Genomic DNA, 26,225 nt, shown 5'->3' with positions numbered 1-26,225 from the left:
ATACTCCGGCGACACCACTAACCGTTCCTCCTGCCTGTCCACCGTGAGCATGGCTGCGCCCAAGAAGACCAAGGCCATCCGCCCGGGAGCCGCCGAGTACCTCGGTCTGGAATGGCATCAGGGACTGCAGTTCAAGCTGGCGCTGTTGTTCCTGCTGCTCTTCGTCCTGCTCGCCGGCGGCGCGCTGTGGAGCAGCCGCACCCTGGTCCAGCAGAACCTGCTGGTCGACAGCTACCGCTACGACGAAGCCTCTGGCCAGCAGCTTGCCAACGGCCTGCGCGCGCTCAGCTATGACGCGCAGACGCTCGCCGGCAGTCTGGCGCAGCTGGCCGCCACCCCCGGCATCAGCCAGGAAGCGCTGCGCAATGCCGCGCCCAGGTTGCTGCGCGGCCGCCCGTACGCGGCGCTGATAGCCGACTTCGGCATCTGGCCGGAACCCAATGCGCTCTACCCCGGACAGGAACGCGCCAGCCTGTTCTGGACCCGCCACGAGGCTGGTTTTCAGCCACGCAACGACTACAACGACCCGCGCAGCGCGCCCTACTACCACGAGAAGTGGTACACCCCGGCGCGCTATGCCAGCGAAGAACGCGGCTACTGGACCGGCCTGCGCAGCGAGCCGCTCAGCAAACAGAGCGTGCTGACCGTCGGCATTCCGATCCGCGATGGCCGCGGCTTCCTCGGCGTCGCGACGGTCTCGCTGTCGCTGCCCGCGCTGGCCGAGTACTTCGCCGGTCCGGCGGGCCCTAGTGCCGGTTACAGCCTGCTGCTGGACGAGAACGACCGCCTGCTCGCCGCCAAGGGCACGCCGGAGCCGCTGACGCCCGGCACACCGCTGGCCGAGATCGCCCAGCGCCAGGCGAGCTACTCGGCGCTGGCGCTGGCGCTGCACAAGCTGGATGAGCAGACCCACAGTGAGATCAGCAAGGCCTCCCTGTACAACGCCAGCCAGGTTTCGGCCTTGCGCGACGGCACCCGCGAGCTGTCGCGCCAGGAGTCGGAAGAAATTCTCGGTGGCATCTGGCGCGGCCTGCTGCCGGGCGCCGACCAGCTGAAGGCGCCGATGCGCATCGACCTGTCCCAGGCGCCGCCCGATGGCCAACCGGCCTACGGCATCCTGTTCGAACTGCCGGGCAGCCACTGGAAGCTGCTGCGCATCACCTCGACCGTCGAGGGATTCGCCGGCGCCAATCACCTGTTCCAGACCTCGTTGCTGGTCAGCCTGGCCCTGGTGGCGATGGCGCTGCTGGCGGTACTGCTGGTGGTGCGCGTGCTGCTGGTGCTGCCCTTGCAGCGCATGACCCATCAACTGGCGCACAGCGCCACCCTGGACGAGGCCTTGAATCTGGTCCTCGACGAATCACCACGCAACGAAGTCGGCCTGCTCGCGCACTGGCAGAACGAACGGGTTCGGCAGTTGCGGGAGTCGATCGACAACGCCCGCAGCGCCCGGGTACAGCTGAGCGCCGAATCGCACGAGCGCAAGAACATGCAGGAGCAGCTGCTGCGCGCCCAGGAGCGCACGGCTCTGGCGCTGCAGGCGGTCTCCGATGCCATCGTCACCACCGACGAGCACGGCGTGGTGGACGACATGAACCCGGTCGCCGAGCTGCTCACCGGCATGTCGCTGCGGGAAGCCCGTGGTCAACGCCTGGAGGCGGTGCTGCGGCTGCAGATGGCCGGTGAGACTGAAGCAAGCGGCAACCTCGCCGAGCTGACCATGCGCCGTGGCAGCCGCCTGGACCTCACCGAAGGGCTGCGGATGAAGCCGCACAACGCCGCCGAGCGCGACCTGGTGCTGCGGGCGGCGCCGATCCGCACCCGTGGCCGGCTGATGGGCGCGGTGCTGGTGTTCCACGAGCGCCAGCGCCGCGAGCTGGGGGCTCCCGAGTACCTGAGCGCCGGCCAGGAGCTGATGGACCCCTTGACCGGTCTGCGCACGCATGCCGCGTGCAAACGGAGGGTGACGGCCTTGCTTGAGCAATCGAGCCAGAGCCACGCGCTGCTCTACCTCGATCTGGATCATCTGAAACGCATCAACGACCTCGGCGGCGTGCCCGCCGGCGACGACGTGCTGATCCGCGTTGCCGAGACCCTGGCCAGCACGGCCCCGGTCAGCCACGACGTCTACCGGCTCGCCGCCGACCAGTTCGCGGTGGTGCTGGAGGCCGTGGACGAGCGCAGCGCCCTGGCGGTGGCCGAGCAGCTGCGCGCCAGCCTGCTCAGCGCCCGCTTCTACTGGGAGTCGCAGCCGCTGGCGGTTACCACCAGCATCGGCGTCTGCTGCTTCGACGGCCAACTCACGGCGCTGGAAGTGCTGCGCCGCGCCGACGATGCCTGCGTCGCCGCCAAGCGCGCCGGCCGCAACCGGGTGATGAACTACAACCCGGCGATGGACCGGGACGTGCGCGCCATTGATGACGACGTCTGGGTGCGCTGCATCCAGCGTGGACTGGACGAAGACCTGTTCCACCTGCGCACCCAGTGGATCGTCGCCGGCAGCGACTATGCCGCCGAGGGCCACGCCTACGAGATGCTGCTGGCGCTGGAGGACGACGAGGGCTTCTGGGCCGGCCCAGCCGCTTTCATGCCCACCGCCGAGCGCCACCAGCTCACCCCGAGCATCGACCGCTGGGTGATCGTGCAGACCCTGCGGCAGTTGCGCGAACGTCCCGAGCTAGTCGAGGGACTGGCCTTCGCCAGCATCAACCTGTCGGCGCTGAGCCTGGTCGATCACGGCTTCCTGGAGTTTCTGGCGCAGCAGCTGGAGCCGCAGCCGCAGCTGGCCGGCAAGCTCTGCTTCGAGATCCGTGAACAGGGTTTGAGCGAGCATCCGCAGGCGGCGATGCTCACCTGCGAAGTGCTGCACCGGCTGGGCTGCAAGATCGCTGTCGACCATTACTTCGGCCGGCACATGGCCGAGCTGGAACTGCTGCGCAAGCTGCCGGTGGACTTCGCCAAGATCGACGCCCAGACCTTCAAGGATCTGGGCAGCGATCCGGTCGAGCAGATCCTCGCGGAATCGACCCTGCGCATGGTTCGCCAGCTGCGTCGCCGGGTGGTGGTCTACAACATCGACGATCCGAAGATGACCGAAACCTGGCGCAAGCTCGGCGCCGACTACTTCCAGGGCTATGCCTACGCCAAGCCCTCGCCGGTGATCTTCCTGCCGCCGAACTGAGCCGGCGGCCGACGCTCAGGCAGGCTCGAGGTGCACCAGCCGCAGTTGCAGCGACTCGCTGCCGTTCCAGCGATTGACGCTGAGCTGGTACACCGCCCTTAGCCGGCCTCCGGCCGGCAGGGCCCGCTCGGCGCCGCCAAAGTCCACCGCCTCCAGCTGCAGGGCACCGGTCTCCAGGCGGTAGCGCACGTGCTGCTGCTCACTGCCCATCAGGCGCAGCGCCGCCACCCGGAACTCGCCGACGAACTGCGGTTCGGGAAAGCCGGCGCCCCAGGGGCCGGCCTGCTCCAGCAGCTGCGCGGTGCCAAGACTCAGTTCCTGGGAAGAGAGCGCGCCGTCGGTCTCGATCACCCGCTCCAGCTCGGCCGGACTCAGGCGCTCGCGGCAGGCGCGGTCGAAGGCAGCCGCAAACTCGGCGTAGCGGGCCTCGGCCAGGCTCAGGCCGGCGGCCATGGCATGACCGCCGAAGCGCTCGATCAGGCCGGGATGCGCGGCGTCCACCGCCGCCAGCACGTCGCGGATGTGCAGACCGGCGATGCTGCGCGCCGAGCCTTTCAGCAGGCCCGGCTCCTGGGCGCGGGCGAAGGCGATGGCGGGCCGGTGGCGGGATTCCTTCAGGCGCGCCGCCACCAGGCCGACCACGCCCTCGTGCCAGCTCTCGTCGAAGGCGCAAAGGCCGACGATGGCGTCGTCCTCATCGACCAGCAGCTGCGCTTCCTCGCTCATCTGCGTGGTCAGGGCGCGGCGTTCGCGATTCAGCCGGTCGAGTTCGACGGCCAGCGGCCGCGCCGCCTCCAGACTGTCGGCAAGCAGGCATTCGATGCCGGCACGCATGTCGTCCAGCCGGCCGGCGGCGTTGAGGCGCGGCCCGAGTACGAAGCCGAGATCGGTGGTGCTGAGCGCGGCCAGCGGCCGCCCCGACGCCTCCAGCAGCGCCAGCAGGCCGGGCCGGCCACGGCCACTGCGCAGGCGGCGCAGACCCTGCTCCACCAGCACGCGATTGTTGGCGTCCAGCCGCGCGACGTCGGCGACCGTGCCGAGCGCCACCAGATCCAGCCACTGCGCCAGATTGGGCTCGCTGGTCAGTGCACCGCGACGGCGCAGCTCGGCGCGCAGCGCCATCAGCAGGTAGAACATCACCCCGACGCCGGCCAGCGCCTTGCTGGCGAAGCCGCAGCCCGGCTGGTTGGGATTGACGATGGCCTCGGCGGCCGGCAGCTCGCTACCCGGCAGGTGGTGATCGGTGATCAGCACCGGCACGCCGCGCGCCCGGGCATGGGCGACGCCGGCGAGGCTGGCAATGCCGTTGTCGACGGTCACCAGCAGCTGCGCACCGCGCGCGATGGCCAGATCGACCAGGGCCGGCGACAGGCCGTAGCCCATGCGGAAGCGGTCCGGCACCACGTAGTCGACCCGGCTCGCGCCCAGGGCGCGCAAGCCCAGGACCGCCAGCGCGGTGCCGGTGGCGCCGTCGGCGTCGTAGTCGCCGGCAATGACGATCTGCTGCTGCCCGGCGATGGCATCGGCGAGCAGCGCCGCCGCGCGGCCGAGGCCGAGCAGACCCTCGGGCGGCAGCAGGTTCTTCAGCTCCAGGGCCAGCTCGGCGGGCGTCACGCCGCGCGCGGCGTAGACCCGACGCAGCACCGGGTGCAGCTCGCTCGGCAGCCGCTCCGGCTGTCCCGCCGCGCGGGTCTGGATGCGCGGCGCGGCGCTCACGGCCAGGCTTAGCGCAGCTGGGAAACGATGGCCTGCTCGACCGCCGCGCGCTCCGCCGCCACCTGCACCAGACCCTTGAGGCCGGCCTGGATGACGATGTCCGGGTCCTTCAGGCCGTTGCCAGTCAGCGTGCAGACCACCGTGGAGCCCTGGGCGATCTTGCCGTTCTTGATGTCACGCAGCGCGCCGCACAGCGAGGCCGCCGAGGCCGGCTCGCACCAGATGCCTTCCTTCTCGGCGAGCAGGCGCTGGGTGGCGAGGATCTCCGGGTCGGTGCACTCGTCGAACCAGCCGCCGGACTCCTTCTGTGCCGCCCAGGCGTGATCCCAGGACTGCGGATCGCCGATGCGGATGGCGGTGGCGACGGTCTCCGGATTGGCGACACGGCCGCCGCGCAGGAAGGGCGCGGCGCCGGCGGCCTGGTAGCCGGCCATCTTCGGCAGGTTGCCGCTGAAGGCCTCCAGCGCATAGCCGTCCATGCTGGCGGTGGCGCGCTGGCCGGTCGCCTCCTTGTAACCCATCCAGTAGGCACTGATGTTGCCGGCGTTGCCGACCGGCAGGCAGTGGTAGTCCGGCGCGCGGCCCAGGGCTTCGACGATTTCGAAGGCGGCGGTCTTCTGGCCCTGCAGGCGGTAGGGATTGATGCTGTTGACGATGGCGACCGGCGCGGTCTGCGCGACCTCCTTCACCAGCCGCATGCCGTCGTCGAAATTGCCCTGGATCTGCACCACCACGGCACCGTGGACCACCGCCTGGGCGAGCTTGCCGAGGGCGATCTTGCCTTCCGGAATCAACACGAAGGCGGTGATGCCGGCACGCGCCGCGTAGGCGGCGGCCGCCGCACTGGTGTTGCCGGTGGAGGCGCAGATGATCGCCTTGCTGCCCTCATGCACGGCCTGGGTGACGGCGGCGGTCATGCCGCGGTCCTTGAACGAGCCGGTGGGATTGAGGCCCTCGAACTTGACCAGGATGCGCCCCTCGAAACCGGCCAGCTTGGGAATATTGACCAGCTCGATCAGCGGCGTGTTGCCTTCGTTGAGGGTGACAGCCTTGACCTCGGGGCCGAAAGGCAGACGCGAGCGATAGCGATTGACCAGACCGGTGTAGTGCATGGGATCAGACCTGTGCGGGTGCGGCGGAAGTAGGAGTTTGGGCAAGCAAGGCGTCGAGGTGCGAGCGCACCTGCGGCCATTCCTCGCGGATGATGCTGAACCAGACCGAGTGCCGGATCGAGCCGTCGGGCATCCGCATGTGGTTGCGGAACACGCCCTCCTCGGTGGCGCCGATCCGGGCCAGCGCGGCGCGCGAGGCGGCGTTGCGGGAGTCGGTCTTGAACTCGATGCGGTTGAGGCCGAGCCGCTCGAAGCCATGCGCCAGCAGCAGGCGCTTGCACTCGGTGTTGACCGGCGTGCGGCGGGCCGAGGCCTCGAGCCAGGTCCAGCCGATCTCGGCGCGTTGGTGCGCCGGCTCGAAGGCGGCGAAACGGGTGGCGCCGACGATGCGGCCGCCCTCGACGCGACGGATCACGAACGGCAGCGCGCGACCGGCGGCGTGGTCCGTCAGGCCGCTGTCGATGTAGGCGCGCATGCCCTGCTCCCCTGCCACCGTGGTGGGGAACCAGCGGAAGGTCGCCGGATCCTGGCCGGCCTCGCAAAGCGCGGCATGGTGCTCTCGCGATAGCGGTTCCAGCCGCACATGGCGGCCTTCCAGAATCACTGGCGCGAGCATCAGTCCTTGAAGTGTTCGACGCGGATCCGGGCCGCGCCTTCGCGGACGAAGGGCAAGGCCTGGATCGCCGCCAGCGCCGCGTCGAAGCGCTGCTCGGCAACGCGGTCGGTGATCAGGGCAACGGTAGCGTCGTCGTCACCGCGCGGCTCCTTCTGCAGGATTGCCTCGATGCTGATGTCGTGCTCGGCGAGGATGCCGGTGAGGCCCTTGAGCACACCCGGCTCGTCAGCCACCCGCAGACGCAGGTAGTAGCAGGACTCGATGGCGCTGATCGGCAGCAGGTTCAGGGCCTGCACCGCCGCCGGCTGGAAGGCCAGCGCCGGCACGTGCCGGTGCGCCTCGGCACCGAGGCCACGCGCCACGTCCACCAGATCGGCGACCACCGCGCTGGCGGTGGCGTCGCCGCCGGCGCCGCGCCCGTAGAAGCCGACCTGGCCAACGGCATTGCCCTGCACCAGCACCGAGTTCAGCACGCCATCTACCTTGGCCAGAAGCTGGTCGTCGGGGATCAGCGTCGGATGCACGCGCAACTCGACACCGGCGGCGCTGCGCTTGGCGATACCGAGCAGCTTGATGCGATAGCCCAGGGTCTGGGCGATCTGGATGTCCTGCGCGGTGACCTTGGTGATGCCCTCGCAGGCCACCGCCGGGAACGACAGCGGCATGCCGAAGGCGATGCTGGCCAGGATGCTCAGCTTGTGCGCAGCATCGACGCCTTCGACATCGAAGGTCGGGTCGGCCTCGGCATAGCCCAGCTTCTGGGCGTCGGCGAGCGCGTCGGCGAAGCTCTGCCCCTTCACCGTCATCTGGCTGAGGATGTAGTTGCAGGTGCCGTTGATGATGCCGGCCAGACTGTCGATGCGGTTGCCGGCCAGGCCCTCGCGGATCGCCTTGATGATCGGAATACCACCGGCGACGCTGGCCTCGAAGGCCACCGGCACGCCGGCTTCGGCGGCGGCGGCGAAGATGCCGTTGCCGTTCTCGGCCAGCAGTGCCTTGTTGGCGGTGACCACCGGCTTGCCGCGCGCCAGGGCGGCCAGGATGGCGTCCTTGGCGACGGTCTGGCCGCCGACGACCTCTACCAGCACGTCAATGTCAGCTTCGCGCGCCAGACTCAGCGCATCGGCGACCAGGGTGATGCCCGCCAGATCGGTGTCGCGCGGGCGGCCCAGGTCGCGGGCGCTGGCGTGGGTGACCTGCACCGGGCGACCGACCCGGCGGGCGATCTCCTCGGCGTTCTTCTGCAGGACGCGGATCACACCCTGACCGACGGTACCCAGACCGATCAGACCGACTTTGACGGCTTGCTGACTCATTACCTTGTTCTCGCTTGCGGACTCAGGAGACGCCGGGCTGTCGCGGAGCGAGCCCGGCGGCACCACCGGCCTTAGGCCTCTCGGAGGAATTTCTTGATGCTGCGGATGGCCTGACGGGTCCGGTGCTCGTTCTCGATCAGGGCAAAGCGCACATGGGTGTCGCCCTCGTGACCAAAACCGATGCCGGGGCTGACCGCGACATGCGCCTTCTCCAGCAGCAGCTTGGAGAACTCGATGGAACCCAGGGCCTTGAACTTCTCCGGAATCTCCGCCCAGACGAACATGGTCGCCTTCGGCTTCTCGACCTTCCAGCCGGCGGCGTTGAGCCCCTCGCAGAGCACGTCGCGGCGGACGCGGTACATCTCGCAGATTTCGGCGACGCAGTCCTGCGGTCCTTCCAGCGCGGCGATCGCGGCAACCTGGATCGGCGTGAACATGCCGTAGTCGAGGTAGCTCTTGATCCGCGCCAGGGCGGCGACCAGGGTCGGGTTGCCAACCATGAAGCCGACGCGCCAGCCGGGCATGTTGTAGCTCTTCGACAGCGTGAAGAACTCCACCGCCACGTCCTTGGCGCCCGGCACCTGCATCACGCTGGGCGCCTTGTAGCCGTCGAAGACGATATCGGCATAGGCGAGATCGTGGATCAGCCACATCTCGTGTTCCTTGCAGATCGCCACCGCCTTCTCGAAGAAATCCAGCTCCACGCACTGCGTGGTCGGATTGCCCGGGAAGTTGAGGATCAGCATCTTCGGCTTCGGCCAGCAATCCTTGATCGCCTTGACCAGTTCCTCGAAGAAGTCGACATCCGGGGTCATCTTCACGTGCCGCACGTCGGCACCGGCCAGCACCACGCCGTAGGGGTGGATCGGATAGGCCGGATTCGGGCAGAGCACCACGTCGCCGGGAGCCAGGGTGGCGAAGGCGAGGTGCGCCAGGCCTTCCTTGGAGCCGATGGTGGCGATCACCTCGGTCTCCGGGTTCAGCTCGACCTCGTAACGGGTCTGGTACCACTTGGCCATCGCCCGGCGCAGACGCGGGATGCCCTTGGACACCGAGTAGCGATGGGTATGGGTGCCGTCCTCGTCGTGGACCTCCGGCTTGACGTAGTCACTCTCGGTGCCGCGCACCGAGGCCTCCACCAGCTTGTCGACGATGTGTTTGGGCGTCGGCTGGTCCGGGTTGCCCATGCTGAAATCGATGACGTCGTCCCCGCGAGCTCGGGCCGCCTTCTTCATATCACCGACGATGTTGAAGACGTAGGGCGGCAAGCGCTGGATGCGCGGGAAATTGGTGTTCATCGTGAACGCAACAGGGGTCTGTCCTCGTGGAGGTGGTCGGCAATGCCGCCGGAGCGGCGACCGCCGCTGACGCGGCGGCGCGCAATTAGACTCTCAGTCGCTACGCGCTGCAACAAAAAGCCCAGTCTGAGACTGCCGTCATCGCGGTGGCAGGAACTTCAGCGGGTCCACCGGCTTTCCGTGCTCGCGGATCTCGAAATGCAGGGCCGGCTTCTGCTCCGGCCCCAGGCCCAGTTCGGCGATGGTCTGGCCGGCGCGCACCTCGTCGCCTTCCTTGACCAGGCGGCGCTGGTTGTATCCGTAAGCGGAGAGATAGCTGTCGTCGTGCTTGACGATGACCAGCTCGCCGTAGCCCTTGAGCGCGCTGCCACTGTAGACGACCTTGCCGGCGGCGCTGGCGGTGACCGGCTGGCCGAGCGTGCCAGCGATGTCGATGCCCTTGGCCCCGAGCGCGAGGTTGTAGCCGCGCAGCAGCGTGCCCTCGGTGGGCCAGGCCCAGCGGAACGCCGCATTGGCGACTGGCGGCGTGGCCGGCAGCACCACCGGCGGCGTGCTGGGGGAAGCGATCACCGGCGTGGCGGGGCCCACCGGCACCGGGACCGGCGCCGAGTCGGTCGGCCGTGGCGGCAAGGGTGTCGCGGTCGGCGTCAGCGGCCGGGTCTGGACCACTTCGCTGCCCACCGCCGTGGCCGGCGGCGACAGTCGCAGCACCTGGCCGCTACGGATCAGGTAGTCCGGCGCGGTCACGCCGTTCCAGCTGGCGAGGTCCTTCCAGTCCAGCTGGTTCTTGAAGCCGATGGCGTAGAGCGTGTCGCCCGGCTGCACCAGATACTCGCCAGCCGCCGCACCACCGCCAGCGATCACCGAACCGCGCGCGGCGTTGGCGGCCGAGGGTGGATAGATGCGGGGCTCTTCCTGCCAGCCGTAGCCGCAGGCCGTGAGTACCAGGGCAGGCGCGAGAGTCAGCAGCAGACGCGACGAGGGCATGGCGGCAATCTCCAGGTTCAACGGCGCGGGCGACGCAGCAGGAACCACAGACCGAACAGCGCCGTCAGCGCCACTGCGGCGTAGCCGAACAGATGGCTGTATTCGGCGACCAGGCGGATGGTGGGCTCACCCAGGTAGTAGCCAAGCAGCACCAGCACGCCACACCACAGGGTTGCGCCCAGGGTGGTCAGCAGCGCGAACGGCAGCAGCGCCATGCCGAAGACGCCCGCCGGCAACGAGATCAGATGACGGATCACGGGGATGAAGCGGCCGACGAAGGTGGCCAGCTTGGCGTTCTTCAGAAACAGCGCCTCGGCCTCGTGGTATTTGGCCTCGTTGATCAGGAACCACTTGCCGTAGCGCAACAGGAAGGCGCGGCCGACATAGCGACCGAGCAGATAGTTGGCCGATGCACCCAGCAAGGAGCCCAAGCCGCCGGTCAGGGTCGCCAGCCAGGGATTGAGATCGCCCTGCGCGGCGCGGAAGCCGGCGGGGATCATCACCAGCTCCGAGGGCACCGGAAACAGGCTGGACTCCAGCGCCATCAGGAAGAAAATCTCGGTGTAGCCCAGATGCTGGACCACCGACTGCACCCACTCGACGAAACCGCTCATCACTGTTTACCGGGCAACAAGGGAACGAAACTGACGGTGGCGACGTCCTGCACCTGGGTCTTGCCGGCGGCGTCGCGGCTGATCAGCTTGAGCAGCTGCCGCCCGGAGGGCCCCACCGGCACCACCAGCCGGCCACCCGGCGCCAGCTGCTCGACCAGGGCTGGCGACAGCGCCTCGGCGCCGGCAGTGACCAGGATGCCGTCATAGGGCGCGAAGCTGGTCCAGCCATCGGTGCCGTCGGCGTAGCCGAAGTGCACGTTCTTGATGCCCATGGCGGCCAGCCGCCGCCGCGCGGTCTCGCTCAGGGCCTTGATCCGCTCGACGGTGAACACGGTGTCGCAGAGTCCGGCCAGCACCGCAGTCTGGTAGCCGGAGCCGGTACCGATCTCCAGCACCCGGCCGAACTTGCCGCTCGGCTTGCCGGCCAGCAGGGCCTCGGTCATCACCGCCACCACCCGCGCCTGCGACAGCGTCTGCGCATGGCCGATGGGCAGGGTCAGATCGGCCTTGTAGGCCTGGGCCTGAAACGCCGGATCGACAAACTCGTGGCGAGGCACCTTGGCGATGGCGGTCAGCACCCGCTCGTCCTTGACGCCGAGGCTGCGCAGCTCCTCGACCAGCTTGGCGCGGCTGCCGGGCGAGGTCAGCCCGCGGCCCTGGGCGTGGCTGTGACTCTCGCGCATCAGCACTCGCCCCGGCTCATTCGGCCGCGAGCCAGCCGCGCAGGCTGTCCAAGGCGCTGTGCTTGGTGAGGTCCACCAGCAGCGGGGTGATCGAGACCTTGCGGTTGTTGACGGCGTGGAAATCGGTGCCCGGCCCGCAGTCTTCCTCCGGCCCGGCGGCGCCAACCCACCAGATCGGCCGGCCACGCGGGTCGGCGCTCTTCACGGCCGACTCGGCGGTGTAGCGATGTCCCAGACGGGTGACCTCGATGCCCTGGATGTCCTCGTAGGGGATGTCCGGCACATTGACGTTGAGGATGGTGTCGCGCGGCAGCGGGACCCGCTGCAGGCGCTCGATCAGCTCTGCCGTCACCCGCGCGGCGGTGCCGTAGTGCTGCGGTGCGTGGGCGACGCAGGACACCGCAATCGCCGCTGTAGCGAGCCGTCGGCCTTCCATGGCGGCGGCGACGGTGCCCGAGTAGAGAGTGTCGTCGCCGAGGTTGGCGCCGGCATTGATCCCGGACACCACCATGTCCGGCGTCTCCTCCAGCAGGCCGGTGAGCGCCAGGTGCACGCAATCGGTGGGCGTGCCATCGACGCACCAGCCGGGAATCTCGCCGTGGTCGTGCCGGTGCGGGCGCAGGGGCTGGAGGATGGTCAGGGAGTTGGAAGCGCCGCTGCGGTTGCGGTCCGGCGCCACCACCTGCACGGCGTGCTGCTCGGCCAGCCTGGCCGCCAGCACCCGCAGTCCGAGGGCGGTGCAACCGTCGTCGTTGGAAACAAGAATTTTCATCGGCCCGCCGCAGCGTATCGGCTGCGGACGTTCACTAAGGGTTTGTGGGAAGGCGGTATTGTATCGCCACCCCTCGCAGCGAGCGCCGACCATGACGCCCGACGATGACAGCTCCGTTGATCTGCTATCGGCCCTGCCCGGGCTGGTCCGTCTGCCCCCTTCGGATCGACTGCCGCCAGCCCTGAAACCCTTGCCACCGCCGCGTCCGCGCCAGCAGGAGCTGGACGACAGCGCGGTGCTGGTCGAGCTGCTGCAAGACCCCTTGCACCCGGAGGATTTCGAGAGCGGCGATACCCTGACCTACCGGGCGCCCGGCATCCAGGACAGCGTCTGGCGCAAGCTGCGGCGCGGGCAGTACCGCATCCAGTCGGAACTCGACCTGCACGGACTCAACCGCGACGGCGCCCGCAGCGAGGTGGCGCTGTTTCTGGCGCACTGCCAGTCGCAGGCCTACCGCTGCGTGCGCATCGTCCACGGCAAGGGCAACGGCTCGCCCAACAGCGGTCCGGTGATCAAGCGCTACCTGGACGGCTGGCTGCGCAAGCGCCGGGATGTACTGGCCTTCTGCTCGGCCCGCGCCTGCGACGGCGGCACCGGCGCGGTGTATGTGCTGCTGCGCGCCAGCGGGAGCTGATTGCCACCCGCTGGCGCAGTGTGGCGCTCAGCCGCCTTGACGAGCTAGGCTCGCTAGCTGCAAAGTTATTCATATTACAAACTTGTAAGTTAATCGCAGGAACCTCTTCGCCGCCGCCGCGCTCGCGAAGCTCACCATCAGTCATCGAAGGCCTTCGCAACGACGAGGGCCTCAACCATTCGGAGGAGTGGTCATGTCGCAGTTCCGTCTACACCCGGCGCGGGTCGCCGGCGTCCTGGCCGTGGCCCTGGCTGCGGCGCTCGCCCTCGCCGCCTGCGGTGAAAGCAGCAAGCCCTCGGGCGGTGGCGTGCCGGGCGGCGGTGGTGGAGATCCGGGCATTCCGGCGCCGCCGGCCCCGGTCGACAACAGCCCGCCGCCACCGGCCGCGAGCCTGGACAGCAGCGTGCTGCAAGACCTGCTGAGCTTCGACCGCTGCGATTTCCTCAATCGCGAGTACTGCATGTTCCCCTGGCCGAACAACTGGTTCACCACCGCGGACAGCAGTACCGACACCGGCCTGCGCATCAACCTCAACCCTTTGTCGATGCCCAGCAATGTGCTGGGAAAACCGCTAGACCCCAGCGACTGGAACCGCAATGACGGCTTCTCGCCGGGCCAGGCGATTCTGGTGCGCATCCCCGGCCTGGACCTCGCCAAGACCGGCGCGGTGCCGCTGACCGACATCGCCAAGAGCTACGCGCACGATGCGCCAATCGAGGTGATCGACGCCGACACCGGCGAGCGCCAGCTGATCTGGGCGGAGATGGATGCCAACATCACCAAGTTCGAGGGCTGCGACACTCTCGGGATCGTCGCCACCCTGGGCAATCTGCTGGGTGAAGTCGGCCTGCCGGGTGTGGACAGCGTCGAAACCCTGGCCAACACCCTGCGCGGCTACTGCGGCCAGTTGCCGGCGATCAGTAACCCGCTGGTGGACCCCGGCCCGGCGCTGATCATCCGCCCGGCGAAGAACTTCACGCCGGGCCACCGCTACATCGTGGTGCTGCGCAACCTCAAGGACACGGATGGCAAGGCCATCGAGGCCCCGGCGGCGTTCCGCATCTACCGCGACAACCACAGCAGCAGCCTGCCGATGGTGGAAGGCCGGCGCGCGCACTTCGAGGATCTGTTCACCAGCCTGGGCAAGGCCGGCATCCCGCGCGGCGAGCTGTTCCTCACCTGGGATTTCACCGTCGCCAGCGAGCGCAACCTGACCGAGCGAGTGCTGCACATCCGCGACGACGCCCTGGCCGCGCTGGGCGACAACACCCCGGCCGACGGCATCGTCCAGGGCGAGGCGCCGACTATCTCCAACATCACCGTCAGTGACCGCGTCGGCGACGAAAACATCGCCCGCGAGGTGCGCGGCGTCATCACCGTGCCGAGCTATCTGAATATTCCCAACGGCCCGGCCGGCTCGCGCTTCTATTACACGCCCAGCACCGACGGCCTCTACGGCGACGGCCTGCCCGACCGCAATCCGATCAAGGGCACGCAGACCTTCGACTTCCTCTGCCGCATCCCGCGCCGGGCCTTCGACGGCGCCCAGGATCCGGCCACCGCCACCAAGGGCAATCCGCAGCGGCCGGCGCTGTACGGCCACGGCCTGCTGGGCTCGCAGAGCGAGGGCAGCGGGCAGGTCGGCGCGATCATCCAGGAGGTCGGGATGATCTACTGCGCCACCGACTGGATCGGCATGGCCAGCCACAACTTCGACCCGACCAAGCCCTTCGACACGGTCTACTACGACCCGCCGCTGGGCGACGTGCTGAACGTGCTGACGCTGCTGATCGACATGAGCAACTTCACCACGCTCACCGACCGCGTGCAGCAGAGCCTGATCAACTTCACCTATCTGGGCCGGGCGGTGATGCACCCGGACGGCTTCTGCAAACTCGACGCCTTCAAGGTTGGCGATCAGTGCCTGCTCGACCGCACCGAGCTTTACTACGACGGCAATTCCCAGGGCGGCATCATCGGCGGCGCCCTGATGGCGGTGAGTCCCGACATCAAGGCCGGCGTGCTCGGCGTGCCGGGCATGAACTACTCGACCCTGCTGTCGCGCAGCGTCGATTTCGACCTCTACGCCACGTTCTTCTACGCGAGTTACCAGGCCAGCCTGGACCAGCAGTTCGTGCTGTCGCTGATCCAGATGCTCTGGGACCGCGCCGAGAACAACGGCTATGCCTGGAGCCTGGCAGCGGGCAAGAACCTGCCCGGCGCCAGCCCCAAGCGCGTGCTGCTGCACCCGGCCTTCGGCGACCACCAGGTGACCATGACCACGGCGGAAGTGATGGCGCGCACCATCGGTGCCGGGGTGCACTGCCCGGCGGTGGCACGCGGGAGCAGTCCGCAGCGCGGTCGCGGGGTCTATGACCTGGTGAATGCCGCCATCGGCCTGGATCCGCTCGATCTCAATCGCCGGCACCCGGACGACGAGCCCTATTACGCAATCCCCTGCCTGAGCAATCCGCATGTCGGCAACGCGCTGGTGGTCTGGGACTCCGGCCCCACCCTGCGCGCCGACGGCACGCCGCGCAACGACGCCGACGACAGCGGCGAGAAGCTCTCCGGCGTCGCGCCGCCGCCGGTGACCAATACGCCGCCACGACCGGAACTGGGTTACGGCGCCGATCCGCACGAATACCCCCGCTCCACCGCCGCCAGCCGCCAGCAGAAGGACGCCTTCTACCACCCCAACGGCGCAGTGGTCGATACCTGCGGCGGCAAGCCCTGCGCCACCCGCAAGTTCGAGCCATGAGCCGCCGGACGACCGCCCTGGCCATCGCGGCCGGGTTGCTGTTGGCCGCCTGCGGCAACTCCTCACGCCCAGAGCTGGGCGCCGGGGATGGCGTGATCGGCGATCCTGCCCTGCCCGACCTGGAAGTGCTCGCCGGCCCGCCGATTCGCGAGGGCGAGGGCGGCGCCGCAGCGCTGCGTTTCGAGCTGCGGCTGAGCCGGATCAGCGACCAGCCTGTGCAGTTGCGCTACCGGACCCGCGACGGCGACGCGAGGGCCGGAGAGGACTACCAGGAAACCGTCGGCAGCCTGAGCATCCCGGCCGGCGAACGGCGCGCCTACGTCGTCGTGCCTCTGATCGACGACGCACGTCCAGAACCTGACAAGCGATTCGAGCTATTGCTCAGCGAGGTCAGTGGCGGCAACCTGCGCGGCGCCAGCGCCCAGGGGCTGATCGTCGACGACGACCTGGTCCCGGATTGCCGGCAAGCGGCACCCGGCCTGTTCTGCGCCGGCGCCGCCGAAGGCGCGCTGCGGGTGCCGGTCGGCGTCCCCCTGGGCGGCTATCTGCGGCCACCGCTGGGCGGCGAGTACGCGCCGCAACTGGAGGAGCTGGCCGGTGGCAATCCGCTGCCCTTCTTCCAGGCCCTGCTCGGCTTCATCCCGGCGATCAGCGAGGGCGGCGGCATCAATGTCACCCCGCCCAACGAGCTGCGCCGCTCGCCCTATTCGACCATCTCGCCGTCCTCGCGCGGCTACTACGACTCGCTGATGACCAAGGCCATCGCGCTCAGCCGCGACGGCAAGACCCTGGTGCTGGTGAAGACCGACACCGTCGGCATGCTCGACGAGTTGGTGGTCGGCGTGGCCGCCGAGGTGAAGAGCCGCACCGGCATTGATCTCGGCGACGGCCTGATCATGTCGGCCACCCACACCCACGACGGCCCGGGCGCGATCGGCAATCTGTCGATCAAGTACTTCTGGGCAGCGCTGGATGTCTACCACCCCGACCTGTTCGCGCAGATCGTGCACAGCGTCAGCGAGGTGGTGGTGCAGGCGCTCGCCAACCGGGTGCCGGCGCGCTTCGGCTTCACCGAAGGCCTGGAACAGGGCCGTGGCGAGGACCGCTACCTGAATTCCTTCCGCCGCTCGCGCGAGCCCTACAGCGAGGAGCGCGTCGCCGAGCAGACGCTATTGCGCCGGCGCATCGGGGTATTCCGCCTCGACGAGGTCGATGCCCAGGGCGCACCGGTGCGGCCGCTGGCGGTGATGGTCAACTACGCCGCCCACGGCATCATGTTCGATGTCGAGAACCTGTACTTCTCCGGCGACTGCCTGGCCGGCCTGGAGCGCAGCGTGCAGGCGCGCTTCGAGACGCCGGTGGTGGCGATGCTGATCCAGGGCGCGACCGGCGACGTCAGTCCGCGTGCCGATGGCGGCCCCACCCGTCAGCGGGTCGAGCGTTTCGGCGAACTGATCGCGCCGCAGATCCTCGATCTCTGGCGGGGCATCGACAATTTCAACCGCGCGCCGGAACTCAAACTGCTCAGCCAGCGCGTCATCCTCAGCCTGGACAAGCTCGGCTACGCGCCCAGCGAATATCCCTACCCGTTCGGCGCGGTGCAGTGCAATGCGCTGGCGCCCCTGCCGCTATGCCTGCCGGCGACCCCCTCCGGGCCGGAGGATCTGCTCGACAACGGCGTCGCCGAAAACGACGCCTTCGTGCCCCAGGACACTCATCTGGGCGTGGCGCAGATCGGCGATGCGGTGCTGATCCTGCAACCGGGCGAACCGCTCACCGAGCAGGGCCTGCGGCTCTTGGAGGCCAGCCCGTTCCCGCGCGAGCACAGCTTCATCTGGGGCTATTCGCAGGACCACGTCGGCTACATCCTGCCCGACCTCAAGGCCGACTGGGATCTGGGTGGCACCGAGGGCACCACCACGTTCTGGGGCTGGAAACAGGGCGGTCTGATCCTCGATCGCACCGTGGCTCTGCTGAACGCACTGAAGAACCACAGCGAGCCGCCACCGGATGAATTCCAGGTCAACTACTTCTCGCTGCTGCCGGCTCTGCCGCCACCGGCGCTGCCTTCGCTCAGCCCGGGCAGCGTGCTGGTGCAGCCGGCCAGCATCGCGCGCTTCGGCAACAACCATCTGCGTTTTGAAGGCGGCGATCCGGTGATCGACCTGCCGGTGGTGACCCTGGAGGAAAAGGTCGGCGAGAGCTGGCAGCCGATGCGGCGCAGCGACAGCCGGGTGCTGCAGCCCTACTACGAGTTCTGGCTGGAATATCTGATGACCAACGGCCGCCACGGCTGGAACGTCCGCTTCGAGCCGGCCAAGGATTTCCCGGTCGGCGAGTACCGCTTCCACGTGCGCGGCGTCGCGCAGCAGTTGCCGGTGCAGGCGCCCTACGAGTTCAGCTCCGAACCCTTCACCGTCTCCGAGGCCGACAACCTGGTGCTGGAAGACCTGCAGCGCGAGGGCGAATGGCTGAACGCCACGCTGGCCTACACGCCGGTGCCCGGCAACTACCGCAACATCGAGCCGGAAGGCGAGGTCGAGCAGCCGGCGCCGGTGCGCCAGGGGCGCGTGCGCTTCCAGTCGGGCTCGCGGGTGGCGGTCGCCAGCAAGCCGGAGATCGAGGAGATCGAGGGCAGGGTCTACGCCCGCTATCGGGTGCGCCTGCCAGCGGCGGGCACCGATAGCGCCAGCGGCGAGGACCGCTGGGGCAATCGCACGCCGGAGCCCGGCGACTAGGCCGGGTTTGGCCTAGACCTTCGCCAGCAACACCACCGCGTGGGCGGCAATGCCCTCGCGGCGGCCAATGTGGCCCATGGTCTCGTTGGTGGTGGCCTTGACGTTGATGGCGTCCAGCCCCAGGCCCATCACAGTGCCCAGGGCCTCGCGCATCGCCGGCACGTGCTTGGCGACGCGCGGCACCTCGGCGATCAGGGTCAGGTCGGCGTTGGCCGGCGCGTAGCCGGCGGCGCGCACCCGCTCCATCACCACCGCCAGCAGTTTCCGGCTGTCGATGCCCTTGAACTGCGGATCGTTGTCGGGGAACAGCTTGCCGATGTCGCCGCCGGCGATGGCGCCCAGCAGGGCGTCGCAGAGCGCGTGGATCAGCACATCGCCGTCGGAGTGGGCAATGATCCGCCAGTCGCAGGCGATGAACACGCCGCCCAGGCTGACGCCCTCGCCCGGTTCGATGCGATGGGCATCAAAGCCGTGACCAATGCGGAACGGCAGGCCGCTCATGCGTGGCGCTCGCGCCGCGACAGCCAGAATTCGGCCAGCGGCAGGTCTTCGGGATAGGTCACTTTCAGATTGCTCTCGTGGCCACGGACCAGCCGTGGCTTGTAGCCGGCACGTTCCATCGCACTCGCCTCGTCCGTCACTTCCAGGTCGCGCGCGCGGCACTCCTGCAAGGCCGCGCTCAGCAGCGTCAGTGGGAACAGCTGCGGGGTCTGCGCTCGCCAGTAGAAGGCACGGTCGACGGTCTCCACCACCTTGTTGGACTTGGCGCGTTTGAGCGTGTCGGTGCAGGGCAGCGCCAGCAGGCCGCCGTGCGGCTCGCCGCATTCCTCGCGCAGGCGCTCCAGCGCCGAAGCCTCAAGGCAGGGGCGAGCGGCGTCGTGCACCAGCACCCGCACGTCCTCGAAGGCTGCCGCGCGTGCCGCCACCGTGGCCAGACCGGCCAGCACCGAGTCAGCGCGCGCGGCGCCGCCGGTGGTGACCACGATCTTCGGATGCCCGGCGAGCGCCAGGCTGGCGAACTCGCTGTCGCTCTTGGCCAGCACCACCACGATGCCGTCGATCCAGCCGGCATCCAGCAGGGGTTGCAGGCTCCATTCGATCAGGCTGCGACCGCGTAATGGGAGGTACTGCTTGGGCCGGTTGAGACCCATGCGGGTGCCGCCGCCGGCGGCCGGCACCACTGCCCAGTAGCGACAGGCGGGGCGCGAGGAAAGAGAGCCACTCACGGCTTGGGTGTCATCAGGTAGAAGGTCTCGCCGGGCTGGATCATGCCGAGGTCGGCGCGGGCGCGGGCCTCGACGGCCGCCACGCCGGCCTTGAGGTCATCGACTTCGGCTTGCAGGGCGGCGTTGCGGGCGCGCAGCCGCTCGACTTCGAGCCGCTGCGCTTCCACCTGGGCCGACAGCCGACGCTTGTCGGCGTAGCCACCGTCACCCAGCCAGAGCCGGTACTGCAACACCAGCACCAGAGCCAGCAGCAGCCAGGTCACTAGGCGACGTGGCATGGCCGGCTCCGGCAGCGCCGAGACTGATGCTTAGCCGATCTTCACCGGGAAGGCGCCGGCGCCCGGGTAGCGGGCCTGCTTGCCGAGGATCTTCTCGATGCGCAGCAGCTGGTTGTACTTGGCCATGCGGTCGCTGCGGCACAGCGAGCCGGTCTTGATCTGGGTGGCGTTGGTGCCCACCGCGATGTCGGCGATGGTGGCGTCCTCGGTCTCGCCGGAGCGATGGCTGACGACACTCGAATAGCCGGCGTCGGTCGCCATCTGGATCGCCTGCAAAGTCTCGGTGAGGGTGCCGATCTGGTTGGGCTTGATCAGGATGGAGTTGGCAATGCCCTTGGCGATGCCTTCCTTGAGGATCTTGGTGTTGGTGACGAACAGATCGTCGCCGACCAGCTGCACCTTCTTGCCGAGCTTGTCGCTCAGGTACTTCCAGCCCTTCCAGTCGCCTTCGGCCATGCCGTCCTCGATGGAGATCACCGGGTAGTTGGCGACGATGCCGGCCAGGAAGTCGCCAAACTGCTCGGGGGTGAAGCTCTTGCCCTCGCCATGCAGGTGGTACTTGCCCTTCTCGAAGAACTCCGAAGAGGCGACATCGAGGCCCAGGTAGATGTCCTTGCCCGGCTTGAAGCCGGCCTTCTCGATGGCTTCCAGGAGGCAGTCCAGCGCCGCGACATTGCTGGCGAGGTCGGGCGCGAAGCCGCCCTCGTCACCCACCGCCGTGTTGAGCTTGCGGCCCTTGAGCACCGACTTGAGGCTGTGGAAGGTCTCCGCGCCCCAGCGCAGCGCTTCCGAGAAGCTCGGGGCGCCGACCGGCAGGATCATGAACTCCTGGATGTCGACATTGTTGTCGGCATGCGCGCCGCCGTTGATGACGTTCATCATCGGCACCGGCAGGGTCACGCTGCTGATGCCGCCGAGGTGGCGGAACAGCGGCAGGTAGTTCTCGTCGGCCGCCGCCTTGGCGTTGGCCAGCGACACCGCCAGCAGGGCGTTGGCACCTAGGCGGGATTTGTTCTCGGTGCCGTCGAGGGCGATCATCGCGGCGTCGAGCGCTGCCTGTTCCTGCCCTTCCAGGCCGATCACCTTCTTGGCGATCTCGGTCTCGACGTTCTTCACCGCCTGCAGCACGCCCTTGCCCAGGTAGCGCGGCTTGGCCTTGCCCTTGGGAGCGCCATCGCGCAGTTCCACCGCCTCACGGGTACCGGTGGACGCCCCGGACGGCGCCGCCGCGCGGCCCACCGCACCCGACTCCAGCTCCACCACCGCTTCGACGGTCGGGTTGCCACGGGAGTCAATGATTTCGAGGGCGGTCACTTTGGCGATCTTGGACATAGGGTCGGCTACGGGCTTGGGTTGGAAAAGACTTCAAAGAATGGCGCGCATTTTAGGGCCAGTTGCTGCGGCTGGCATCGCCTGCCCCGCCATTGACTGATGCCATCAGCAACAGCGGATGCTGGACGACAGCCCTCCCGCCCTCAGAAGAGGGCTTGATGCAACGGGTGAAGCCTGAATTTGCAGTGGCCGGCTAGACGCAGCCGGCCGGCTTGAGTTCGCTGTCCAGCGCCTCGCTGGTGCAGGTCCAGCTCACCGCACCGCTGGCGTCCTGGCGGGGCGTGTAGCGGAGCACGGCACCCGGCAGCGAGGAGCCCTCGCGGAACCAGATGCTGATCATGCCGCCATCGCTAACACCGTAGGTCACTCCGGGAAGCTGGTCACCGCCCACCTTGAGATCCTCGATGCGCGACGGCCAGCGCTGCTGGCTGGTGGCGAATTCGACCACGCCTTCCTGCAGTCGAACGGCCGACTCGCTGGCGATCTTGAGGTGTTCCGCCTTCTGCTGACCGCCGCAGGCCAGCAATACCAGCATGGGTGCCGCCGCGAGCACCCGCAGCGACGAACGGGCGTACTTTGCGCCTTTCATGGTTCTCCTCCTGCCGACGCCAAAACGGGCCGGCTGGGCGGAGTCTAACGCCAGACCTGACAGCTGTAGTCAGCCGAACGGGCTAGGCGCGCCCGACGGCCTCGCTCAGACCAGGGCGGCTTCCAGCAGCGGCCGCTTCTTGACCACCCGGTCCAGCTCGACCAGGGTCTCCAGCAAGTCGGCGATCTTGGCCAGCGGCAGGGAGTTGGGGCCGTCGCAGAGCGCGGAGTCCGGGTCCGGATGGGTTTCCATGAACAGGCCGGAGATGCCAGCGCCGACCGCAGCGCGCGCCAGCACCGGGATCATCTCGCGCATGCCGCCACTGGCGGTGCCCTGCCCGCCTGGCAACTGCACGGTGTGGGTGCCGTCGAACACCACCGGCGCGTACTGGCGCATGATCGCCAGGCCGCGCATGTCGGCGACCAGATTGTTGTAGCCGAAGCTGAAACCGCGCTCGCACAACATGAAGTTATGTTTGTGCGCGGAGGCCGAGGCCTCCGCTTGCTGCGGCGCGACCGCCTTCATCTTCTCGATCACGTTGCCCATTTCCCAGGGCGACATGAACTGGCCTTTCTTGACGTTGATCGGCCGACCGGTCTTGGCCACGTTCTGCATGAAATTGGTCTGCCGGCAGAGGAAGGCCGGGGTCTGGATCACGTCGATCACGCTCGCCACTTCCGCCAGCGGAGTGTCTTCGTGCACGTCGGTGAGCACCGGCACGCCGATCTGGCGTTTCACCTCTTCCATGATCTTCAGGCCGCCTTCCAGGCCCGGGCCACGGTAGCTCTTGTGGCTGCTGCGGTTGGCCTTGTCGAAGCTGCCCTTGAAGATGTAGAGGATGCCCAGCCTGTCGGCGATCGGCTTGATGTGTCCGGCGACATCCAGGGCCAGTTGCTGGGACTCCAGGGTATCCGGGCCGGCAATCAGGAACAGGGGCTGGTCGATGCCAATGTCGCGGCCGCAGAGTTTCATGGAGAGTCCTTAGGCCTTGGCCTGATGAGCGAGGTGGTGTTCGCGGGCCATGCTGACAAAGCCCTTGAACAGCGGATGGCCTTCACGCGGGGTCGAGGTGAACTCCGGGTGGAACTGCACGGCGACGAAGAACGGGTGCTCCGGCAGCTCGATGATCTCCACCAGTTCCTCGTTCTCCGACACGCCGACAAACTGCATGCCCTTGGCGGCCAGCGGTTCCCGGTAGTTGTTGTTGAACTCGTAGCGGTGACGGTGACGCTCGTGGATCACTTCGGCGTTGTACAGCTCGCGCGACTTGCTGCCAGCCTTGAGCTTGCAGGCCTGGGCACCGAGCCGCATGGTGCCGCCCTTGTCGGACTTGGCCGAGCGCTTCTCGACCTTCCCGGAGGCGTCCTTCCATTCGGTGATCATGGCGATCACCGGGTGCGCCGACTTCGGCGAGAACTCGGTGGAATGGGCGTCTTTCAGGCCGACGACATTGCGGGCGTACTCGATGCAGGCCACCTGCATGCCCAGGCAGATGCCCAGGTAGGGAATCTGATTCTCGCGGGCATGCCGGGCAGCAATGATCTTGCCCTCGACGCCACGCTCGCCGAAGCCGCCGGGCACCAGGATGGCATCGGCGCCCTGCAGCACCCGCGCGCCCTGGCTCTCGACCTGTTCGGAGTCGATGTAACGGATCTTCACCTTGGTGCCGGTGTGCAGGCCAGCATGGATCAGCGCCTCGTTGAGGCTCTTGTACGCGTCGGCGAGATCGACGTACTTGCCGACCATGGCCACGTTGACCTCGGTATCCGACACCAGGCGCTTCTCGACCAGATCGTCCCACTCGCGCAGGTCGGCCTTGTGGCAGTCGGTGAGCCCGAAGTGCTCGATCACCAGCTCGTCCAGGCCCTGCTGGTGCAGCCAGCCCGGGATCTTGTAGATGTCGTCGAGGTCCACCGCCGAGATCACCGCGCGGATCGGCACGTTGGTGAACATGGCGATCTTGCGGCGCTCGCTCTCCGGCAGCGCCCGGTCGGTGCGGCAGAGCAGCACATCGGGCTGGATGCCAATCGTGCGCAGCTCCTTGACGCTGTGCTGGGTCGGCTTGGTCTTCATCTCGCCGGCGGCCTTGATGTAGGGCACCAGGGTGAGATGCATGAACATGGTGTGCTTGCGGCCCAGCTCGACCTGCATCTGGCGGATCGACTCCAGGAACGGCAGACCCTCGATGTCACCGACCGTGCCACCGATCTCCACCAGGCAGATGTCGCAGCCGGCACCGCCGCGCTTGACCGCGTTCTGGATCTCGTCGGTGATGTGCGGGATCACCTGCACGGTCTTGCCCAGGTAGTCGCCGCGACGCTCCTTGTCGAGCACGTTGCGGTAGATCTGGCCGGTGGTGACGTTGCTGTTCTTGCTGGTCTTGGCGCGCAGGTAGCGCTCGTAGTGGCCCAGGTCGAGGTCGGTCTCGGCGCCGTCCTCGGTGACGAACACCTCGCCGTGCTGGAACGGCGACATGGTGCCGGCATCGACGTTGATGTAGGGGTCGAGCTTGATCATGTGGACCTTCAGCCCACGCGATTCCAGGATCGCCCCCAGGGAAGCGGCGGCGATGCCCTTGCCGAGGGCCGAAACCACGCCGCCAGTGACGAAGATGTAGCGAGTCTGATGGTCCGGCATGAGGTCTAGGTATCCCGTTCGGCTAATCCGACATTTTACGGCAGCGGGGCACCGGGCCGGAAGCCGTCCGCCCCCCGACCCGGCTCCGGGAACGCGGGTCTCAGGCCGTCGGCAGCTGGTAGTCCTTGTACTGCTGGCGCAGTTGCAGCTTGCTGATCTTGCCAGTGGCGGTATGCGGGATTTCCTCGACGAACACCACGTCGTCCGGCGTCCACCACTTGGCGATCTTGCCCTCGAAGTGCGCGATCAGCTCCGCCGCGCCCAGCTCGGCACCAGGCTTCCTGACCACCACCAGAAGCGGCCGCTCGTCCCATTTCGGATGGTGGACGCCGATCACCGCCGCCTCCTGCACCGCCGGGTGAGCGACGGCGACGTTTTCCAGGTCGATGCTGCTGATCCATTCGCCGCCGGACTTGATGACGTCCTTGCTGCGGTCGGTGATCTGCAGATAGCCGTCCGGGTCGATGGTGCCGACGTCGCCGGTCGGGAACCAGCCGTCCTGCAGCGGATCCTTGTCGAGCTTGAAATAACGCTGCACCACCCAGGGCCCGCGCACCTGCAAGTCGCCGAAGGCCTTGCCGTCGTGCGGCAGCGGCTGGCCGTTCTGATCGACGATGCGCATATCCACGCCGAACACTGGCCGGCCCTGCTTCAGCTCGATGGCGAACTGCTCCTCCGCCGACAGCTTCAGATGCTTTTCCTTGAGCGTGCAGACGGTGCCCAGCGGCGACATCTCGCTCATGCCCCAGGCGTGGCGGATCTTCACGCCGTAGCCGTCGCGGTAGGCGCGCATCAGCGCCGGCGGGCAGGCGGAGCCGCCGACGATGGAGTTCCAGGGCCGGCTGAAGTGCAGATTGTTCTTCTGCAAGTGCTGGAGCAGGCCCAGCCAGACCGTCGGCACGCCGGCCGAGAAGCTGACCTTCTCGCTCTCGAACAGCTCGTAGAGGCTGGGGCCATCCAGGCCTGCACCGGGCATCACCAGCTTGGCGCCAATGGCGGCGGCCGAGTACGGAATGCCCCAGGCATTGACGTGGAACATCGGCACCACCGGCAGCACCACGTCGCGGGCAGAAAGCCCCATGACATCGGGCATGCAGGTGCCGTAGGCATGCAGGACGGTCGAGCGGTGCGAATACAGCACGCCCTTGGGATTGCCGGTGGTGCCACTGGTGTAGCAGAGCGAGCCGGCTTCACGCTCGTCGAAGCTGGGCCAGGAATAGTCCGCCGACGCCGCCGAGACCAGCTCCTCGTAGGCGAGCGGCTGGACGTGCTTCATCGCCGGCAGCTTGTCGGCGCTGGTCAGCGCCACCCAGTGCTTGACGGTCGGGCAACCGCCGGCCACCAGGCCATCAACCAGAGACGCAAACGTCACATCGAAGAACACCACCGCGTCCTCGGCGTGATTGATGATCCAGCAGATCTGCTCGGGGAACAGCCTCGGGTTGATGGTGTGCAGCACCCGCTGGCTGCCGGACACGCCGTAGTACAGCTCCAGATGCCGGTGGGTGTTCCAGGCCAGCGTGCCGACCATCGCCTGTGGGCCCAGGCCCAGAGCACTGAGGGCGTTTGCCACCTGGCGGGAACGCCGCGCCACCTCACCCCAGTTGCTGCGGTGGATGGCCCCGCCCGCGTCCGGCAGGCGTGAAACGATCTCAGTGTCGGCGTGGTAACGCTCGGCGTGACGAATGAGTTCAGAGATCAGCAGGGGCTGATCCATCATGAGGCCGTGCATCTA

21 protein-coding genes are annotated in these 26,225 nt (G+C 68.0%); 4 read left to right on the top strand and 17 right to left on the bottom strand.

Going from position 1 to position 26,225, the window contains the following annotated elements; all coding sequences use genetic code 11:
- The first annotated feature begins 49 nt into the window (after nucleotides 1-49).
- A complete protein-coding gene (locus ED208_RS09295) occupies nucleotides 50-3,181 on the top strand; it encodes an EAL domain-containing protein (protein ID WP_233574982.1) in 3,132 nt (1,043 codons plus the stop codon).
- 15 nt (nucleotides 3,182-3,196) lie between these two features.
- Here ED208_RS09295 and recJ read toward each other — a convergent pair whose 3' ends face one another.
- The 9 genes from recJ to surE form a co-directional block, all read right to left on the bottom strand.
- The gene (gene recJ, locus ED208_RS09290) at nucleotides 3,197-4,897 is read right to left on the bottom strand and encodes a single-stranded-DNA-specific exonuclease RecJ (RefSeq protein WP_123211597.1); all 1,701 of its coding nucleotides are present in this window, start codon (nucleotides 4,895-4,897) and stop codon (nucleotides 3,197-3,199) included.
- Between the two features lie 8 nt (nucleotides 4,898-4,905).
- Nucleotides 4,906-6,009, bottom strand: coding sequence for a threonine synthase (gene thrC, locus ED208_RS09285; protein ID WP_123211596.1), 1,104 nt, complete (start codon nucleotides 6,007-6,009; stop codon nucleotides 4,906-4,908).
- A 4-nt stretch (nucleotides 6,010-6,013) separates the two neighbouring features.
- Entirely contained in the window at nucleotides 6,014-6,625 is a 612-nt protein-coding gene (locus ED208_RS09280) for a GNAT family N-acetyltransferase (RefSeq protein WP_199720566.1), read from the bottom strand.
- Complete coding sequence (locus tag ED208_RS09275) at nucleotides 6,625-7,941, bottom strand: homoserine dehydrogenase (RefSeq protein WP_123211594.1); 1,317 nt, start codon at nucleotides 7,939-7,941, stop codon at nucleotides 6,625-6,627. Before ED208_RS09275 ends, ED208_RS09280 begins: the two co-directional genes overlap by 1 nt.
- Before the next feature lie 71 nt (nucleotides 7,942-8,012).
- The gene (gene alaC, locus ED208_RS09270; RefSeq protein WP_123211593.1) at nucleotides 8,013-9,239 is read right to left on the bottom strand and encodes an alanine transaminase; all 1,227 of its coding nucleotides are present in this window, start codon (nucleotides 9,237-9,239) and stop codon (nucleotides 8,013-8,015) included.
- Between the two features lie 138 nt (nucleotides 9,240-9,377).
- Nucleotides 9,378-10,226 (bottom strand): peptidoglycan DD-metalloendopeptidase family protein, encoded by an 849-nt coding sequence (locus tag ED208_RS09265; RefSeq protein ID WP_123211592.1) that lies wholly within the window; start codon nucleotides 10,224-10,226, stop codon nucleotides 9,378-9,380.
- Nucleotides 10,227-10,243: 17 nt separating this feature from the next.
- Nucleotides 10,244-10,840, bottom strand: coding sequence for a DedA family protein (locus ED208_RS09260; RefSeq protein ID WP_123211591.1), 597 nt, complete (start codon nucleotides 10,838-10,840; stop codon nucleotides 10,244-10,246).
- Nucleotides 10,840-11,523 carry a protein-L-isoaspartate(D-aspartate) O-methyltransferase gene (locus ED208_RS09255; protein ID WP_123211590.1) on the bottom strand — a complete coding sequence of 228 codons (684 nt, stop codon included), beginning with the start codon at nucleotides 11,521-11,523 and terminating at the stop codon, nucleotides 10,840-10,842. Before ED208_RS09255 ends, ED208_RS09260 begins: the two co-directional genes overlap by 1 nt.
- Before the next feature lie 16 nt (nucleotides 11,524-11,539).
- On the bottom strand, nucleotides 11,540-12,295 hold the full coding sequence (gene surE / locus ED208_RS09250) for a 5'/3'-nucleotidase SurE (RefSeq protein WP_123211589.1): 756 nt from the start codon (nucleotides 12,293-12,295) through the stop codon (nucleotides 11,540-11,542).
- Nucleotides 12,296-12,386: 91 nt separating this feature from the next.
- On the opposite strand from surE, the gene ED208_RS09245 reads away from it, so the two are divergent.
- The 3 genes from ED208_RS09245 (at nucleotide 12,387) to ED208_RS09235 (ending at nucleotide 18,428) form a co-directional block, all read left to right on the top strand.
- Nucleotides 12,387-12,929, top strand: coding sequence for a Smr/MutS family protein (locus tag ED208_RS09245; protein WP_123211588.1), 543 nt, complete (start codon nucleotides 12,387-12,389; stop codon nucleotides 12,927-12,929).
- Between the two features lie 193 nt (nucleotides 12,930-13,122).
- On the top strand, nucleotides 13,123-15,690 hold the full coding sequence (locus ED208_RS09240) for a hypothetical protein (protein ID WP_123211587.1): 2,568 nt from the start codon (nucleotides 13,123-13,125) through the stop codon (nucleotides 15,688-15,690).
- Nucleotides 15,687-18,428 carry a neutral/alkaline non-lysosomal ceramidase N-terminal domain-containing protein gene (locus ED208_RS09235; RefSeq protein ID WP_123211586.1) on the top strand — a complete coding sequence of 914 codons (2,742 nt, stop codon included), beginning with the start codon at nucleotides 15,687-15,689 and terminating at the stop codon, nucleotides 18,426-18,428. Before ED208_RS09240 ends, ED208_RS09235 begins: the two co-directional genes overlap by 4 nt.
- A 12-nt stretch (nucleotides 18,429-18,440) precedes the next feature.
- Here ED208_RS09235 and ispF read toward each other — a convergent pair whose 3' ends face one another.
- From ispF to ED208_RS09195, 8 genes are all read right to left on the bottom strand, one after another.
- The gene (gene ispF / locus ED208_RS09230) at nucleotides 18,441-18,929 is read right to left on the bottom strand and encodes a 2-C-methyl-D-erythritol 2,4-cyclodiphosphate synthase (protein WP_123211585.1); all 489 of its coding nucleotides are present in this window, start codon (nucleotides 18,927-18,929) and stop codon (nucleotides 18,441-18,443) included.
- On the bottom strand, nucleotides 18,926-19,654 hold the full coding sequence (gene ispD / locus ED208_RS09225) for a 2-C-methyl-D-erythritol 4-phosphate cytidylyltransferase (RefSeq protein WP_233574960.1): 729 nt from the start codon (nucleotides 19,652-19,654) through the stop codon (nucleotides 18,926-18,928). Before ispD ends, ispF begins: the two co-directional genes overlap by 4 nt.
- Entirely contained in the window at nucleotides 19,651-19,932 is a 282-nt protein-coding gene (ftsB, locus tag ED208_RS09220) for a cell division protein FtsB (protein WP_123211584.1), read from the bottom strand. The genes ispD and ftsB overlap by 4 nt, the downstream gene beginning before the upstream one ends.
- 30 nt (nucleotides 19,933-19,962) lie before the next feature.
- Nucleotides 19,963-21,264 carry a phosphopyruvate hydratase gene (eno, locus tag ED208_RS09215; protein ID WP_123211583.1) on the bottom strand — a complete coding sequence of 434 codons (1,302 nt, stop codon included), beginning with the start codon at nucleotides 21,262-21,264 and terminating at the stop codon, nucleotides 19,963-19,965.
- A 193-nt stretch (nucleotides 21,265-21,457) separates the two neighbouring features.
- On the bottom strand, nucleotides 21,458-21,853 hold the full coding sequence (locus ED208_RS09210; RefSeq protein WP_123211582.1) for a pilin: 396 nt from the start codon (nucleotides 21,851-21,853) through the stop codon (nucleotides 21,458-21,460).
- Nucleotides 21,854-21,958: 105 nt separating this feature from the next.
- A complete protein-coding gene (gene kdsA / locus ED208_RS09205; RefSeq protein ID WP_123211581.1) occupies nucleotides 21,959-22,825 on the bottom strand; it encodes a 3-deoxy-8-phosphooctulonate synthase in 867 nt (288 codons plus the stop codon).
- A 9-nt stretch (nucleotides 22,826-22,834) separates the two neighbouring features.
- Entirely contained in the window at nucleotides 22,835-24,490 is a 1,656-nt protein-coding gene (gene pyrG / locus ED208_RS09200) for a CTP synthase (RefSeq protein WP_123211580.1), read from the bottom strand.
- A gap of 100 nt (nucleotides 24,491-24,590) precedes the next feature.
- Nucleotides 24,591-26,222 (bottom strand): 3-(methylthio)propionyl-CoA ligase, encoded by a 1,632-nt coding sequence (locus tag ED208_RS09195; RefSeq protein ID WP_199720565.1) that lies wholly within the window; start codon nucleotides 26,220-26,222, stop codon nucleotides 24,591-24,593.
- Nucleotides 26,223-26,225 lie beyond the last annotated feature (3 nt).

It is taken from the genome of Stagnimonas aquatica (genome assembly GCF_003730135.1).
Classification (GTDB): domain Bacteria; phylum Pseudomonadota; class Gammaproteobacteria; order Nevskiales; family Nevskiaceae; genus Stagnimonas; species Stagnimonas aquatica.
The sequence above is the reverse complement of the archived record's forward strand: the minus strand, read 5'-3'. Positions and strand labels throughout refer to the sequence as shown.